This window comes from Pseudomonas sp. ERMR1:02 (assembly GCF_002277815.1).
GTDB lineage: Bacteria > Pseudomonadota > Gammaproteobacteria > Pseudomonadales > Pseudomonadaceae > Aquipseudomonas.
The window spans coordinates 59,444-73,765 of record NZ_NKJI01000022.1 but is presented as its reverse complement, the minus strand read 5'-3'; the positions used below and the strand labels follow the sequence as shown (position 1 = coordinate 73,765).

General features: G+C 59.6%; 13 protein-coding genes. 7 read left to right on the top strand and 6 right to left on the bottom strand.

Annotation, left to right across the window (positions count from 1 at the left end; all coding sequences use genetic code 11):
• Positions 1 to 2 precede the first annotated feature (2 nt).
• The gene (gene paaG / locus CES87_RS27275; RefSeq protein WP_128608543.1) at positions 3 to 794 is read right to left on the bottom strand and encodes a 2-(1,2-epoxy-1,2-dihydrophenyl)acetyl-CoA isomerase PaaG; all 792 of its coding nucleotides are present in this window, start codon (positions 792 to 794) and stop codon (positions 3 to 5) included.
• Between the two features lie 51 nt (positions 795 to 845).
• Positions 846 to 1,619, bottom strand: a complete 774-nt coding sequence (gene paaF / locus CES87_RS27270) for a 2,3-dehydroadipyl-CoA hydratase PaaF (RefSeq protein WP_128608542.1) — start codon at positions 1,617 to 1,619, stop codon at positions 846 to 848.
• 349 nt (positions 1,620 to 1,968) lie between these two features.
• Here paaF and paaY point away from each other — a divergent pair, with 349 nt between their 5' ends.
• From paaY to feaR, 3 genes are all read left to right on the top strand, one after another.
• Positions 1,969 to 2,565: a phenylacetic acid degradation protein PaaY gene (gene paaY / locus CES87_RS27265; protein WP_128608541.1), complete on the top strand. Its 597-nt coding sequence runs from the start codon at positions 1,969 to 1,971 to the stop codon at positions 2,563 to 2,565.
• Positions 2,566 to 2,741: 176 nt separating this feature from the next.
• Positions 2,742 to 3,665, top strand: a complete 924-nt coding sequence (paaX, locus tag CES87_RS27260) for a phenylacetic acid degradation operon negative regulatory protein PaaX (RefSeq protein ID WP_128608540.1) — start codon at positions 2,742 to 2,744, stop codon at positions 3,663 to 3,665.
• Positions 3,666 to 3,750: 85 nt separating this feature from the next.
• Positions 3,751 to 4,665 carry a transcriptional regulator FeaR gene (feaR, locus tag CES87_RS27255; RefSeq protein ID WP_128608539.1) on the top strand — a complete coding sequence of 305 codons (915 nt, stop codon included), beginning with the start codon at positions 3,751 to 3,753 and terminating at the stop codon, positions 4,663 to 4,665.
• Between the two features lie 151 nt (positions 4,666 to 4,816).
• Here feaR and CES87_RS27250 read toward each other — a convergent pair whose 3' ends face one another.
• Positions 4,817 to 5,560 (bottom strand): anti-sigma factor, encoded by a 744-nt coding sequence (locus tag CES87_RS27250; protein ID WP_128608538.1) that lies wholly within the window; start codon positions 5,558 to 5,560, stop codon positions 4,817 to 4,819.
• On the bottom strand, positions 5,553 to 6,065 hold the full coding sequence (locus tag CES87_RS27245) for a sigma-70 family RNA polymerase sigma factor (protein WP_128608537.1): 513 nt from the start codon (positions 6,063 to 6,065) through the stop codon (positions 5,553 to 5,555). Before CES87_RS27245 ends, CES87_RS27250 begins: the two co-directional genes overlap by 8 nt.
• Before the next feature lie 153 nt (positions 6,066 to 6,218).
• On the opposite strand from CES87_RS27245, the gene CES87_RS27240 reads away from it, so the two are divergent.
• A complete protein-coding gene (locus CES87_RS27240; RefSeq protein WP_128608536.1) occupies positions 6,219 to 7,187 on the top strand; it encodes a metallophosphoesterase in 969 nt (322 codons plus the stop codon).
• A gap of 13 nt (positions 7,188 to 7,200) precedes the next feature.
• Positions 7,201 to 7,509: a cupredoxin family copper-binding protein gene (locus CES87_RS27235; RefSeq protein ID WP_128608535.1), complete on the top strand. Its 309-nt coding sequence runs from the start codon at positions 7,201 to 7,203 to the stop codon at positions 7,507 to 7,509.
• Positions 7,510 to 7,620: 111 nt separating this feature from the next.
• On the opposite strand, the gene tynA is transcribed toward CES87_RS27235, so the two are convergent.
• Positions 7,621 to 9,924 carry a primary-amine oxidase gene (gene tynA / locus CES87_RS27230; protein WP_128608534.1) on the bottom strand — a complete coding sequence of 768 codons (2,304 nt, stop codon included), beginning with the start codon at positions 9,922 to 9,924 and terminating at the stop codon, positions 7,621 to 7,623.
• Between the two features lie 404 nt (positions 9,925 to 10,328).
• Between tynA and CES87_RS27225 the strand changes: the two genes are divergently transcribed.
• Positions 10,329 to 11,723, top strand: coding sequence for an MFS transporter (locus CES87_RS27225; RefSeq protein WP_128608533.1), 1,395 nt, complete (start codon positions 10,329 to 10,331; stop codon positions 11,721 to 11,723).
• Between the two features lie 157 nt (positions 11,724 to 11,880).
• Here CES87_RS27225 and CES87_RS27220 read toward each other — a convergent pair whose 3' ends face one another.
• Positions 11,881 to 12,753, bottom strand: coding sequence for a LysR family transcriptional regulator (locus CES87_RS27220; protein WP_128608532.1), 873 nt, complete (start codon positions 12,751 to 12,753; stop codon positions 11,881 to 11,883).
• Positions 12,754 to 12,945: 192 nt separating this feature from the next.
• Between CES87_RS27220 and CES87_RS27215 the strand changes: the two genes are divergently transcribed.
• Complete coding sequence (locus tag CES87_RS27215; RefSeq protein WP_128608531.1) at positions 12,946 to 14,169, top strand: cyanate transporter; 1,224 nt, start codon at positions 12,946 to 12,948, stop codon at positions 14,167 to 14,169.
• The last annotated feature ends 153 nt before the right edge of the window (positions 14,170 to 14,322 follow it).

Below are 14,322 nucleotides of genomic sequence, written 5' to 3'. Positions count from 1 at the left end.
ACTCAGCGTCCCTTGAAGCTTGGGGTGCGTTTTTCCATGAAGGCGCCGACGCCTTCACGGTAATCCTCGCTGCGCCCGGCCAGGCGTTGCAGGTCGCGCTCCAGCTCCAGCTGTTCGTCGAAGCTGTTGCTCATGCTGGCGTTGAGGCTGCGTTTGATCAGCGCCAGGCCGTAGGTCGGTTGGGTGGCCAGGTGTTGCGCGAGCTTCAGCGCTTCGTCGCGCAGTTCGGCATCTTCCACGCAGCGATAGATCAGGCCCCATTGCTCGGCCTGTTCAGCGGTCAGGCGATTGCCGAGCAAGGCCAAAGCCTTGGCGCGGGCCATGCCGACCAGACGCGGCAGGGTCCAGGTGCCACCGGAATCGGGGATCAGGCCGATCTTGCAGAAGGCCTGAATGAAGCTGGCCGAACGCGCCGCCAGCACCAGGTCGCAAGCCAGCGGAATATTCGCGCCTGCACCCGCCGCCACGCCGTTGACCGCGCAAATCACCGGCATCGGCAGGTCGCGCAGTTGGCGGATCAGCGGGTTGTAGAACTTCTCGATGGACTCACCCAGATCCGGCACGGCACTGCCCGGCGCGACATTGCGGTCGCTGAGGTCTTGCCCGGCGCAAAAGCCACGGCCCTCACCGGTCAGCAGCAGTACGCGAACGTCCGGGTTCTGGCGCACCTGTTTCAGCGCTTCCTTCACTTCGCCATGCATTTGGGTGTTGAAGCTGTTGAGCTGGTCCGGGCGATTGAGGCTCAGCAGGGCGACCCCGGCCTCGATGGAAAACAGGATGTGTTCGAAGTTCATGGTCTTGGCGCTCTCTGAGAGGTCGTTCGAGTTCGGTGTTCGGGAGCCGGATTACTGGCCGACGAAGGTTGGCGTACGCTTTTCCTGAAACGCCGCGATGCCTTCATTGCGGTCGCGGGTGCCGGCCAGCACGGTGAAGGCGTGGCGCTCGAAACGCAGGCCGCTGGCCAGGTCGGTGTCCATGGCTTTGAGCAGCGCTTCCTTGGCCAGACGTACCGCCAGCGGGGCCTTGGCGGCAATGTTGCGGGCGACCTGCAGGGCGCGTTCGACGGTGAATTCCGGTTGTGTGACTTCGCTGACCAGGCCGGCGCGTTGCGCCTGGCGGGCATCGATCGGCTCGCCGGTCAAGACCATCTGCATGGCCATGGATTTGCCGACGGCGCGCAACAGGCGCTGGGTGCCACCGGCGCCGGGCATGATCCCGAGGTTGATTTCCGGCTGGCCGAAGCGCGCGTCTTCACCGGCGATGATGATGTCGGCGTGCATCGCCAGTTCGCAGCCACCGCCCAGGGCGAAGCCGTTGACGGCGGCGATCAGCGGTTTGCTGAAGCGGGTGATCGCTTGCCACGAAGCCTGACGCGGGTCATCGAGGATGCCGACCAGGTCGCGTTCGGCCATTTCCTTGATGTCGGCACCGGCGGCGAAGGCCTTGCGGCTGCCGGTGATGACTACGACGCGGGTGTCGGGATCGGCTTGGGCGGCGCTCAATTCGTCCGCCAGTTCATCCAGCAATTGGGTGTTCAAGGCATTCAACGCTTGCGGGCGCTGCAGGGTAATCAGGCGCACGCCAGACTCGATCATCTCGACGGCAAGGGTTAGAGGCATGGCGGATGCCCTCACGGTGCACGCTCGGCGGTGATGCCGGCTTGTTATTGGATCGGCCGCAGGGCCGGTTTTGCCGGAGTATACCTACAACATGATACGTAAAATCAACATAAAAAACGATTTAATGTGTCCTATTGTCCGGTTTCGGATTTTTCGAGATAGGCTGCGTGAGATGGGTGTTTAGGCTGTGAGTACTGATTTTACTGGCGTGAATGACAGTTTAAGTACGTGAAAAAGATCCCCTTGGAACGCGTCTATCAAGTGATACGCTTTTTTGTCTTTGTAATGATAAAAACGATGTGATACAAAATGAGTCAATATCGGCATCGCTTTGTGAAGGAACCTGCCCATGACCTGTTACTGCCTCGATGGCCTGACCCCGGTGATCGACCCCACCGCTTATGTGCATCCGTCAGCCGTCCTGATCGGTGACGTGATCATCGGTCCACATTGCTATGTGGGGCCATTGGCGAGCCTGCGCGGTGACTTCGGCCGGATCGTGCTGGAGGAGGGCGCCAACCTGCAGGACACCTGCGTGATGCACGGCTTTCCGGACAGCGACACCGTGGTTGAACGCAACGGCCACATCGGCCATGGCGCGGTGTTGCACGGTTGCCGCATCGGCGCCGATGCGCTGGTGGGCATGAATGCCGTGGTGATGGACAACGCACGCATCGGCCCGCGTTCATTTGTTTCTGCAGCAGCCTTCGTAAAAGCAGGTTTCGAATGCCCAGAGCAGTCGCTGGTCATGGGCGCGCCGGCCAGCGTCAAACGCAGCCTCAGTGATCAGGAAGTGGCGTGGAAACAGGCGGGCACCCGTGAGTATCAGGAGCTGGCCAAGCGTTGCCTCACGCAGATGCAGGTTTGTGAGCCGTTGACCGAGCCGGAGATTGATCGGCCGCGTATGAATGACAGAGGTTTGCGGCCCAAGGGCAATACCCTGTGAACATCGATCCCCTGTAGGAGCGAGCCTGCTCGCGATGGACGTCAACGATGACGCGTGCTGTCTGATACCCAGCGGTGCCCAATCGTCCATCGCGAGCAGGCTCGCTCCTACAGGTGGATGCGATTAACAGGCAGAGTTTCGGTATATTCCTTTTCTTTTTTTAGCCCGGTACGCCCATGTCGTCCCTGACACCCTTGAACCATCTGATCACACGTTTCCAGGAGCAGACGCCGATCCGCGCCAGCTCCCTGATCATCACCTTGTACGGTGATGCCATCGAGCCCCACGGCGGGACGGTCTGGCTCGGCAGCCTGATTCAATTGCTCGAACCGATCGGCATCAACGAGCGGCTGATCCGCACCTCGATTTTCCGCCTCACCAAGGAAGGCTGGCTGACCGCCGAGAAAGTCGGCCGTCGCAGTTACTACAGCCTGACCGGCACCGGTCGCCGGCGTTTCGACAAGGCATTCAAGCGGGTCTACAGCACCAGCATGCCGGCCTGGGATGGTTCCTGGTGCCTGGTGATGCTCTCGCAGTTGAACCAGGACAAGCGCAAGCAAGTGCGCGAAGAACTGGAGTGGCAAGGTTTTGGTGCAATTTCGCCGATGGTGCTGGCCTGCCCGCGCAGCGACCGTACCGATGTCAACGCGACCTTGCTCGATCTCGGCGCCCAGGAAGAAACCATCGTCTTCGAAACCACCGCCCAGGACGTACTGGCCTCAAAGGCCCTGCGTCTGCAAGTGCGCGAAAGCTGGAACATCGAGGAGCTGGCGACCCATTACAGCGAATTCATTCAATTGTTCCGACCGCTCTGGCAAGCGCTTCGCGAGCAGGAAAACCTGCAGCCTGCCGATTGCTTCCTGGCGCGGATTTTGCTGATTCACGAATACCGCAAACTGCTGTTGCGCGACCCGCAACTGCCGGACGAATTGTTGCCCGGCGATTGGGAAGGTCGAGCCGCCCGCCAGTTATGCCGCAATATTTACCGGTTGATCTACGCCAAGGCCGAGGAATGGCTGAACAGTGCACTGGAAACCGCAGACGGACCGTTGCCGGACGTGGGCGAGAGTTTTTATCGACGCTTTGGCGGGTTGAAATAACCCGCAGTCGTACCAGGAGAATTACTGTTCAGGAGAACCGTTGGATTGACGTAGACAATAAAAATAAGCCTGCGTGAGGCCTGCCATGATTTCTACAAACGCACAGCGCCAGGATGGGTTCGATCAGTGGATCCATCAGATCAATCAGATCTGTGGCGCCTTCAACGCACAACCCCTGGGCGCGGGATTTGCCGGGCAGATCCGCGAATATCGCAGCGATGCGCTCAAGCTCAGCTTCGTCGATGTCTGCCAGGCGCGGCTGTACCGCACGCCGCAGGAAGTCGCGGCAGGCGAGGGCGGCAAGTACTTCGCGGTGTTCCAGCTCGATGGCACGGCGGGCATGGCCCAGGGTGACGACAGGGTGTTGCTGTCGGCCGGTGACATCACGCTGATCGATGCCTCGCGGCCCAGTGACTTCACCTATAGCGAAAACTCCCGGCAATTGTCGCTGATCCTGCCGTATCAACTGGTGGAGCAGACTCTGCGCTTCAACCAGGTCAAGTGCGGCCACCGGATCGCCGCGACATCGCCCATCGCCATGCTTTCGCACCGCCTGGTCCTCGATGCCACACGTCAGCCAGACCTGAGCCGGCAGGAAAGCGAAGCGACTCTAGAGGCGATTGTCAGCCTGCTGCGTCCGGCGATCAGCCCGACCGACGATTGCACGGATCTGCACGAGCGCACCTTCCGCAAGACCCTGAGCTTCATCGACCAGCATATTCGCTCCGAAGAGCTGTGCCCGGAATGGCTGGCGCGGGAAGTCGGCATGTCCACCCGTGGCCTGTACCGGATGTTTGCCAGGAAAGGCCTGGTGGTGGCGCGCTACATCAAGAATCGTCGCCTGGACCTGTGCGCCGAATCCCTGCGCCAATCGGGCAAGGAACAGAAACTGTCGGTGCTGGGATATTCGTGGGGGTTTTCCGATTCGAGCTACTTTTCCACAGCGTTCAAAACGCGCTTCGGCATTGCGCCGGGGGAGTACCGCAAGCAGCATGCCTGAGATTTTGCATACACAATAAATCACCCTGTGGGAGCGAGCCTGCTCGCGAAAAAACCAATGGCACCGCTGGGTATCTGGTTCTACGCGTTATCGTTTACGACCATCGCGAGCAAGCTCGCTCCTACAGGGGTTGTGTGTTCATCCATAAATTTCAGGCACCGTTTTTGAGCAATTGGCTGAACGCCTCCAGCTCACTTTTCTCCAGGTCCGAAACCAGCACGAAGCGCATGTGGTTTTCTTGCCAGGACACCACGTTAAAGCCTCGGATCGATTGACTCTGCCGCGGTTTGTCGGCCTCCGGCGTGGGCAGGATAAACACATTGATAATGTGCTTGGCCCGGCCGTAACTCAGGGCTGCCGTGGTCTGGTGTTGCAGATAATCCAGGCGCCCGCCCAACAGGGGAAAGCCCTGCGCCGTGTAATCGAATACCGGTGGCGAGAAGTCGAGTTTGCCGGTGAACCAGGGTTTCACGGTATGGCGGTCGGACGAAACCACATCGTTCAAGTGCTCGCCCATCAACGAGCGGACATGGCTGGAAACCGCCTCATCCATCAACGGCTGTTCGCTGGCCGGCGTTACCACAAAAAGTACCACTGCCAAGGCCATCGCCGTCGCTGAGAACACCGGTGCGAACCATTTTCGCCAACGTTCGACGGCACGGGGCGCTGGGGCTTCAGCGGGGAACACACTGGCAGTCAACGACGCCGGCGCCGCGTAATACGGCGCCCTCTGCTTCACACCGATCATAAGCAGTCGCGCCTGATCATGCAGCCGCGCGCACTCGGCGCACCCGTCCAAATGCCCGGCCACATCCGCCGCCGTCGCAGGATCGAGTTCCTTGTCCAGATAGCCATGCATCAGCGTCTGGCAAACCGTGCAGTCGAGTTCATTCATGATCGTGCAACTTCAGTAGTTCGAGCTTGAGCATGGCGCGAGCCCTGGCCAGTCTCGACATGACGGTACCGATGGGGATGTCGACCACCAGGGCGATGTCCTTGTAGGGCATGTCTTCGAGCTCCTTCAGAACAATCACCTCGCGAAACACCGGAGGCAGGGCGCGCAGGGCTTGCTGGATCAATGCCGCATTTTCCGTGTGAATGGCCAGCAGTTCCGGGGTCTGGCTGTGGCTCGGCGCCCCGTTGTCTTCCAAATATTCATCGCCTAAAGCGACCCAGTGACGGCCCGCCGAAGCCTTGAGCCAGGTGAAGCTTTCGTTGCGCACGATCGTGAGAAACCAGGCTTTGGCATTGCCGTCGGCGAAGCGCTGCGAAAACCTGAAGGCGCGCAAGGCGCTTTCCTGCACGACATCGTGCGCTGCACTGTCGTTGCCAGTGAGCCAGCGCGCGAGGTTGTAGGCGGCGTCCAGGTGGGGCGCAAACAGTTCCTCAAATCGCTTCATAGTGGTTCCCGCACTGTCCCACCTCTATAACCGTTGCGAGTTGCCTTTTATTCCCTGGAAAAAATATTTTTTCGACAGGGAATAAAGACCCGCCTCACCCGGTTTTATCTCATGTCAGCTGCATCACTGTAGTTCGCCTGCGAGGACAAACCGATGGACATTCATGCAAAACACCAACGACGCGTCGATGGCCCCTTGAACCCGGACCGCCGCACACTCCTGAAATGTTCGGCGTGGGCCGGTGCGGGGGTGATCTGGGCCTTGTCTGGCGGCATTCCCCGCGCTTTCGCGCTGGATGACGCGGGTAATGTGACCGACCCCAAGGCATTGGCCAGCACCTTCCACTTCGTGCAGATCAGCGACTCGCACATCGGGTTCAATAAAGAGGCCAACCCGGAGCCGCTGAAGACCTTGCAGGTGGCCATCGACAAGGTCATTGCGCTGCCGAAACGGCCGTCGCTGATCCTGCACACCGGCGATATCACCCACCTGTCCAAGCCTGCGGAGTTCGACACAGCCGCACAGATGCTCAAAGGCCTGCCGTCCACGGTGCACTACGTGCCGGGCGAGCACGACACCCTCGACGAGGGCGGCGGCAAGCTCTACCTGGAACGTTACGGCAAGGGCACCAAAGGCAATGGCTGGTACAGCTTCGACGACCACGGCGTGCATTTCATTGCACTGGTGAATGTCTTCAACTTCCAGGCTGGCCATGAAGCGACTCTGGGCGCCGATCAACTGGCGTGGCTGGCCGATGATTTGCGTGCGGTGACGAGCAGTACGCCAATCGTTGTGTTTACCCATATTCCGTTGTGGACGATTTACCAGCCGTGGGGGTGGGGCACCGAGGATGGCGACCAGGCCATTGCCATGCTGCGCAACTACGGTTCGGTGACGGTGTTGAACGGGCATATCCATCAGGTCATCCAAAAGGTCGAAGGCAATATCACCTTCCACACCGCCCGAGGCACGGCTTATCCACAACCCGCACCGGGTACGGCGCCGGCACCGGGGCCGATGACGGTGGCGGCGGATCAACTGCGCAATTATCTGGGGATCACCGATGTACGGGCGACGCAAGGTGATCATCCGCTGGCGTTGATTGATTCGACACTGGTTTAGGGGAGGGGACCTGATGAAAACGCGACTGTTGGCCGTGATTTGCCTGATGCTGTCGATGCCGGTGTGGGCTCAGGAAGTGAAAATCGATATCAAGGAATTCATGTTCGGGCCCAAGGATATGACCGTGGCCGTGGGCACCAAGGTGACGTGGGTGAACGACGACCAGATCCCGCACACGGTGGCGGAAACCCACAAGGTGTTTCGCTCGGGGGCGCTGGATACGGGTGACAGCTATTCCTGGGTGTTCAACACGCCGGGGGAGTTTGAGTACTTTTGTGCGCTGCATCCGCAGATGATCGGGAAGATTGTGGTCACTCAATAAACCGAAAACCGGCTAACCCCTGTAGGAGCCAGGCTTGCCGGCGAAGGCGTCCGTGAGATCGCCTTCGCCGGCAAGCCTGGCTCCTACATTGTTGCGTTGCGTTCCAATACATTATTTTGGTGAATTGAGGTTCAACGTCGGCGTTTCATCGAAGAAGTTCCACGGTTTCAACAGCACATGCACCCACTCGGTCGGCATGATCGGCCACTCTTCAGCCCGGGCGATGTGGGTGGTACCGGTGGTCAGCCAGACCACATCGTCGGTATTTTCGATGGAGTGGTTATCCTGAGTGAACTGCCCCAGGCCCGAGTCTTTGTCCGAGCGATTCGGGTATTTGCCTTCCGGGTACTTCTCTTCGGGGTTGTATTGCGTCACCCACAGTTGCTTGTCCATGAAACTCAGGCGGTGGTAGAGCCATTCGTCCTTGCCGAAGTTGGCGCCCTTGGCCACCGGGTGCGTGCCGCCGGCATACGGAATCAACTGATAGGAAACCGGGTTGCCGACCTTGTTTTCCTTGCTGAAGTTGGTCAGCAGGCGCACGGTCGACGGGTCAAATTTCTGCGCGGCCTGTTGTTCGGTACTGACCACTTTGGTTTCGGTCTGCATGGTGCTGGTGCGGGGCCCGCCACGGTCGTTCGGGGCGATCACCGGGTTCACTTCCACCAGTGAGTTGCTTTCGCCGTCCACATCCATGTCCAGACGGAAGTTGTAGATGTGCTGGTGCGTGGTGCCGACGATGTTGTGATCGAGCAGGGTGCCGTAGCGTGTGTCTTCCTTGGCGGTTTCTTCATGCATGGTTTTCGACTTCACGCCTTTGACCGCTTCGATACCGGTGGCGCCGGCGTCGATGCCGATGGTGCCGTTCTGCTGGAAGACCCAATCGAAGATGTAGTCGTAGTTGCCGACGGTGCTGATCCAGCGCACCACCAGTTCACGTCGCTCGGTGCTGAGGTTGGGCTGGCCCATTTCCTGGTGTTTGTACTCAGGTCCCGCATAGCGCTCGAACACTGCCATGGCGCGTGGAATCGCAGTCGGTGCGCCGGTGTAGTCGGCGATGGTGGCGTCCAGCAGGACGGCGTTTTGCGGGGCGTCTTTGCCGCGGGCGATGGGTGAGGTCAAGGTGCCCATGCCGTAGTCGCCGGAATCGAGGTAAGCCTTGAAGTACCAGCCGACATCGGGATCGCCGTAAGGCACAATCATGCCGCCCAGCGAGCCCTCGTACATGATTTTGCGTTTCTTGCCCTTGTCGTCATAGGTGACGGTGGACAGGATCGGACCGACCCGCGAATCGAGACGGACGTGGAAGTCCCAGTTCTGCCAGTGAATGCTGTTGCCGGTGATGGTGTAGTTCTTGCCCTCGGGCTCGGTGATCTCCAGCGGCTTGACCGCCACGCCCTTGCGGCCGCGCCCGTCATACGGCGTCGGCTTCATCGGCACCGGAATCAGCGCTTCGTCTTCGATCTTGATCAGCTTCTTCTGTTCCAGATCGACAATCGCCACCAGGCCTTCGATCGGGTGAGCCCAGTAGTTGCCGTCATCGACATTGAGATAGCTGACAATTTTCAGCAGGCGTTTGTCCTGCGCCAGGCCGTCCTTGCCGTCGAAGTAGCCGACAGTCAACGGCGTGGCCACGACTTTTTTCACGTCGTTGATGCCGCGCTTGGCCAGGGCCTGTGCGTACTCCGGGCTGGTCTCGACGGCAGTTTGCACGGTGGCGAAGTCGTCCAGCAGGACCATGCCGTGGGCGCCTTCAATCGGCGCCCACGACGTGAGTTGTTTGCTGTCCAGATCCACCAGCGCTTCGATCACATGCTTGCCGTCCAGCACCACGATACTGGCCTGGCGAGGCTGAGCGACGTTTTGCCCGGTGTAGACGAAGTTCCAGACCTGGTCCTTCGGCGGTTCCTTGACCGAGACTTCGGTGAAACGGAAATCGGGTTTGTAGTGCTCGGACTTCTTGACGATGTCCACCGCGGCAGTGATTTCGTCCGCGCTCAACGGGTTGAGCGGGTTAGGCCGGGTTTCCACGACAAAGGTCGTGTCCAGGCCGGACTGGAACACCTGGTTGATGAAGTCCTTGGACATGAATGCCGTCTGGCCCTTGAACACCACCGGCACCGTCAGCTCCATGCGCTTGCCGTTGAGCATGGCCACTTTGCTGTTCGGCTTGACCTTGAGGTAGACCCCGTCCTTGGCGATGGTAAACAGGTTGGCGTAGTCGTCCCATTTCACCGTGGCGCCAAACTCCTCAAGGCCCGCTTGCAGCGGCACCATCTCGGCGTGACCGCCGTGGGCCTGGGCATTGCCCGCCCAGTAAGGCAGGCCGAGTGTGCCCAGGGTGATGGCCAGCGCGAGCCGGGCAAGGGGTTTTCTGTAACGTGCCTTTCTGTTTGTTGATGCAGGGGAGGTGGACATTCTGGGTTCCTTCGAAAAGCCGGTGACTGGCATACCCGCACTTTGCTACAGCCGGTGAATGGCTGCATTGGAATTGCTGCCAAAATCCTTTGCATCTGTGCCTGATTGACGTAGTGGAGCGATGTTGTTGCTGATTTTGCTAGTTGTCGTACGACTATTTTTTGCTCATCACTCAGTTTCAAGCGCTGGCAAATAAGCGTAATTAGGCAAATTTTCTTGAATTTTTGCCTGTTGGTTACGTTATTCAACGAGATCCCGCATTTTTCGAGCGGTAAAGCTGATCAGGTAAAAAGGGTTTTTTATTGACGTGCCGTACGGAGATAGCTATAAATTCAACAAGTCATATGACGACGTATGACGAAAGAGATTGAACTTCTAAAAATAAAAAGAGCGTCGACCCCACCATGAATCTGAACGAGCCCATCACCGCGCAACGCGTCGGCCAGTCTGTCGGTAAATATCGATGGACCATTTGTGCGTTGTTGTTTTTTGCGACCACCGTCAACTACCTGGACCGCCAGGTACTCAGCCTGTTGGCGCCGGATCTGTCGAGGCAATTTGGCTGGAGCAATACCGACTACGCCAACATCGCCGCGGTCTTCCAGTTCACGTACGCGATTTCCATGCTGTTCGCTGGCCGGGTAGTCGACAAGATCGGCACCAAGGCAGCATTTGTGGCGGCGATCTGCATCTGGTCGACCGGCGCGGTAATGCACGCTTTTGCCGAACCCATGGGCGAGGGCATTGCGGCCATATCCGGCGCGCTCGGCATCGCGGTCATCCCGGTCTCGATCGCCGGCTTCATGCTGGCGCGCGCCGTGCTGGCGGTGGGTGAGTCGGCTAACTTCCCGACCGCGATCAAGGTCACCGCTGAGTATTTCCCGAAGAAGGAGCGCTCCTTCGCCACCGGTATCTTCAACTCCGGCGCCAACGTCGGGGCGATCCTGGCGCCGATTTCCGTGCCCCTGATCGCTGCCATGTGGGGCTGGCAAGCTGCATTCATCGTGATCGGCATGCTGGGCTTCATCTGGATGGGTGTATGGCTTGCGTTGTACGAAAAGCCGGAACGGCAGAAACGCCTGTCGGCAAGCGAACTGGCGCACATCCGCAGTGATCTGGACGCCAGCGCCGCCGTGTCGACCGGTGTTGGCAAAAAGGTATCGTGGTTCAAACTGCTCAAATACCGTCAGACCTGGGCGTTCGCCTTCGGTAAATTCATGACCGATGGTGTGTGGTGGTTCTTTCTGTTCTGGCTGCCGACTTACCTGTCGGAGCAGTACGGCCTGAAAGGCGCAGCCATCGTCCTGCCACTGACCGTTCTGTACAGCATGACCATGGTGGGTAGCATCGGCGGCGGCTGGTTCCCCAGCTACTTCATGGCACGTGGCGACGCACCGTATGACGGTCGCATGAAAGCCATGCTGGTGATCGCGGTATTCCCGCTACTGGTGCTGTTGGCGCAGCCATTGGGCCACATCAGCTACTGGGTACCGGTATTGCTGATCGGGATCGGCGCGTCGGCGCATCAGGCCTGGTCATGCAACATCTTCACCACCGTATCGGACATGTTCCCGCAAAAAAGCGTCGCTTCCGTGGTCGGCATCGGCGGTATGGCCGGCGGATTGGGCGGCGTGCTGCTGACCAAGCTCGGGGGCTGGGTGTTTGACTACTACAAAGCGGTCGGCGAAATCCGCACCGGCTACATGATCATGTTCGCTATCTGCGCAGTGGCGTATCTGCTGGCGTGGAGCGTGATGAAGATGTTGGTGCCGCGTCACAAGGAAATTACTGATTTGTGAGTGACGGCTTTCATGGCGTGTCCAGGCTGTAGCCGGACTTGTCTGTAACCTTTCGGATTGAACGAGGCCGCTGAGCAATCAGCGGCCTTTTGTTTGCGCCCTGTGTTACGAACACCGCACCCCCGCACCTCGCACCCCAATGTGTTTTTTGGGGACGTCAGCCGACGTGGCCGGTTACCTGGGCGCATAGCCTTGTCAGTTGTTCGGCCAGATCGATTACGCGGCGTGGTGCATCGGGGCGCAGGTGTAGCGCGATTTCCAGTGCCGACAATTCGGCGAAGGATTCGGCCACGCTCAACCGTCGGTGACCGGGCAGTGCAAGTCGCGAGGGGAGCACGCTGACGCCAAGACCATCGGCGACTGCCGAGCGGACACTCGCCAGGCTCGCGCTGCTGTAGCCGATGCGCCAGCGTCGGCCGGCGCTCTCGAGCGCGTGGATCATTTCATCGCGATACAAACCGCCGACCGGAAACACCACCAGTGGCAACGGGTCGCGCTCATAGGTCGGCTCGCTGAGGCTGTCGAACCAGGCGAGCGGTTCGGGCCAGGCGGCGTGCCCCACAACCTGTCCCGGGCGCTGTTTGATCAGTACCAGGTCGTAGTCACCTGCACAAAACTGCTGCCAGAGCGTGTTGCTCAGCCCACTGCTGATCTCAAGCCTTATCGTCGGGTGCGCGCGCGCGAAGGCGGCAAGCGTCGGTGTCAGCAAGTCTGACGCGAAGTCTTCTGGCACGCCGATATGCACCTCGCCCTGTGCGTGGCCCTTGCGTAAATCTTCCACCACCTCTTCCATCAGCCCCAGAAGGCGCCGCGCATAGCCGAGCAAGCGCTCGCCGTCCTCGGTGGTGACAACGTAGCGCCCGCTGCGGTTGAGCAACTCGCAGCCGAGTTGCTCCTCAAGTCGCTTCAACTGTTGGCTGATGGTCGACTGGCTCAGATGCACGCGTTCACCGGCACGCGTGAAGCTACCGCTCTCTACTACCGCGACGAAACTCTTGAGCAGCAACGGATCGATAAGCGTCGAAGTCATTACATTCTCCACTAATTGTCATTCGAACATTTAATTTCCGAATAATAACACTGGCTCTTAATCTTGCAGAAAGCCGCTGATGCGGCCTATTGACCACAATCCCCAAGGTAAATGTGATGACAAGTGACGTGACGCAGGCGCAGGAGATGCTGCCAATCCCGAAGCCGCACCGGCGGGATAGAAGTGCGCGCCATGACTGACCGCGGTTCGGTTTGCGTCGCGACGGGCATGTCGCGCACGGGCGAGGTGTCACTGGCTGCACTGGCGCTCCTGGTGCTACTCGGCTTGAATTTGCGGCCATTCCTGACTTCGGTAGGGCCAGTGCTTGATCTGGTTCGCGCCGACATTGGCCTCAATTTTCGTGCCGCCGCGATGCTGACCACCTTGCCCTTCGTGCTGATGGGCCTGATTGCCTTCATTGGTATCGGTGTCGCACGTCGCTTCGGCGAGAGGCAGGCACTGGCCGGCGCATTGTTGCTCTTGATGCTCGGGTGCGCGTCACGCGCCATGGTCAAGGATGGAGCGCAGTTGATCGCCGGCGCCGGTATCGCCGGCACCGGCGTGGCCCTGATCCAGGCCTTGATACCGGGTGTCGCCAAACGTTGGTTTCCTGAACGGATAGCGATGGTGATGGGGCTCTACTCGGCAGCATTGGTCGGCGGCGGGGCGCTTGGTTCGCTGGCAAGCATGTGGCTCCATTCATATGGTGGCTGGAGGTTAGGGCTTTCCATATGGGCGTTGCCAGCGCTGGCTGTGCTTTTGCTTTGGCTGGTGTGCGCGCCACGCACATCGCCGATAGCAACTTGCGGACCGGCACCCGTCCTGACCGGCAGCTTCTTCAAGAATCGGCGTGCGTGGCAGTTGGCCGCATACTTTGGATTCACCAATAGCGGCTACTCAAGCCTGGTGGCATGGCTGCCTTCTTTCTACCAACAGCAGAACATGGGCCTGCAGGCCTCGGGCAATTTGCTCGCGTGGTTGGCAATGTTCCAGGCGACAGCGGCGTTCGCGATGCCGATGCTGGCCCGCCGTAGCGCTGACAGGCGCGGTGCCTTATGGCTGACGATAGCACTGCAGGCAGCGGGCTTCGCCGGCTTCGCGCTTGCCCCCAACGCAGCGCCGTGGTTGTGGGTCGCACTTGCCGGTTTCGGCCTCGGCGGGTTCTTCTCGCTCAGCCTGATTGTCAGCCTCGATCACTTGTCCGGCGCGCAAGCGGCCGGCGCCTTGGCGGCCTTCGTTCAGGGTATTGGTTTCTTGCTCGCATCGAGTGCTCCCTGGTTAATCGGCTGGCTGCGCGACTCCGGCGCAAGCTTCATCACTGGCTGGTGGTTGCACGTCGGGGTGCTCGCGGCGATGGCGGTGCTGACGGTCAAGTTCGCCCCGGCGACTTACCGACGCAGCATGCAAGGGGTGTGATGAATGTCAGACAGTGCAGGACCGAGGTCTTTTGTAGGAGCAAGCTTGCTCCGGGCGGCGTTCCGACGATGGTCGTTAACGATTACGCGTGTTTACTGGTTAAACACGGTGCTCTCAAGTACATCGCGAGCGAGCTCGCTCCTACAGGGACCG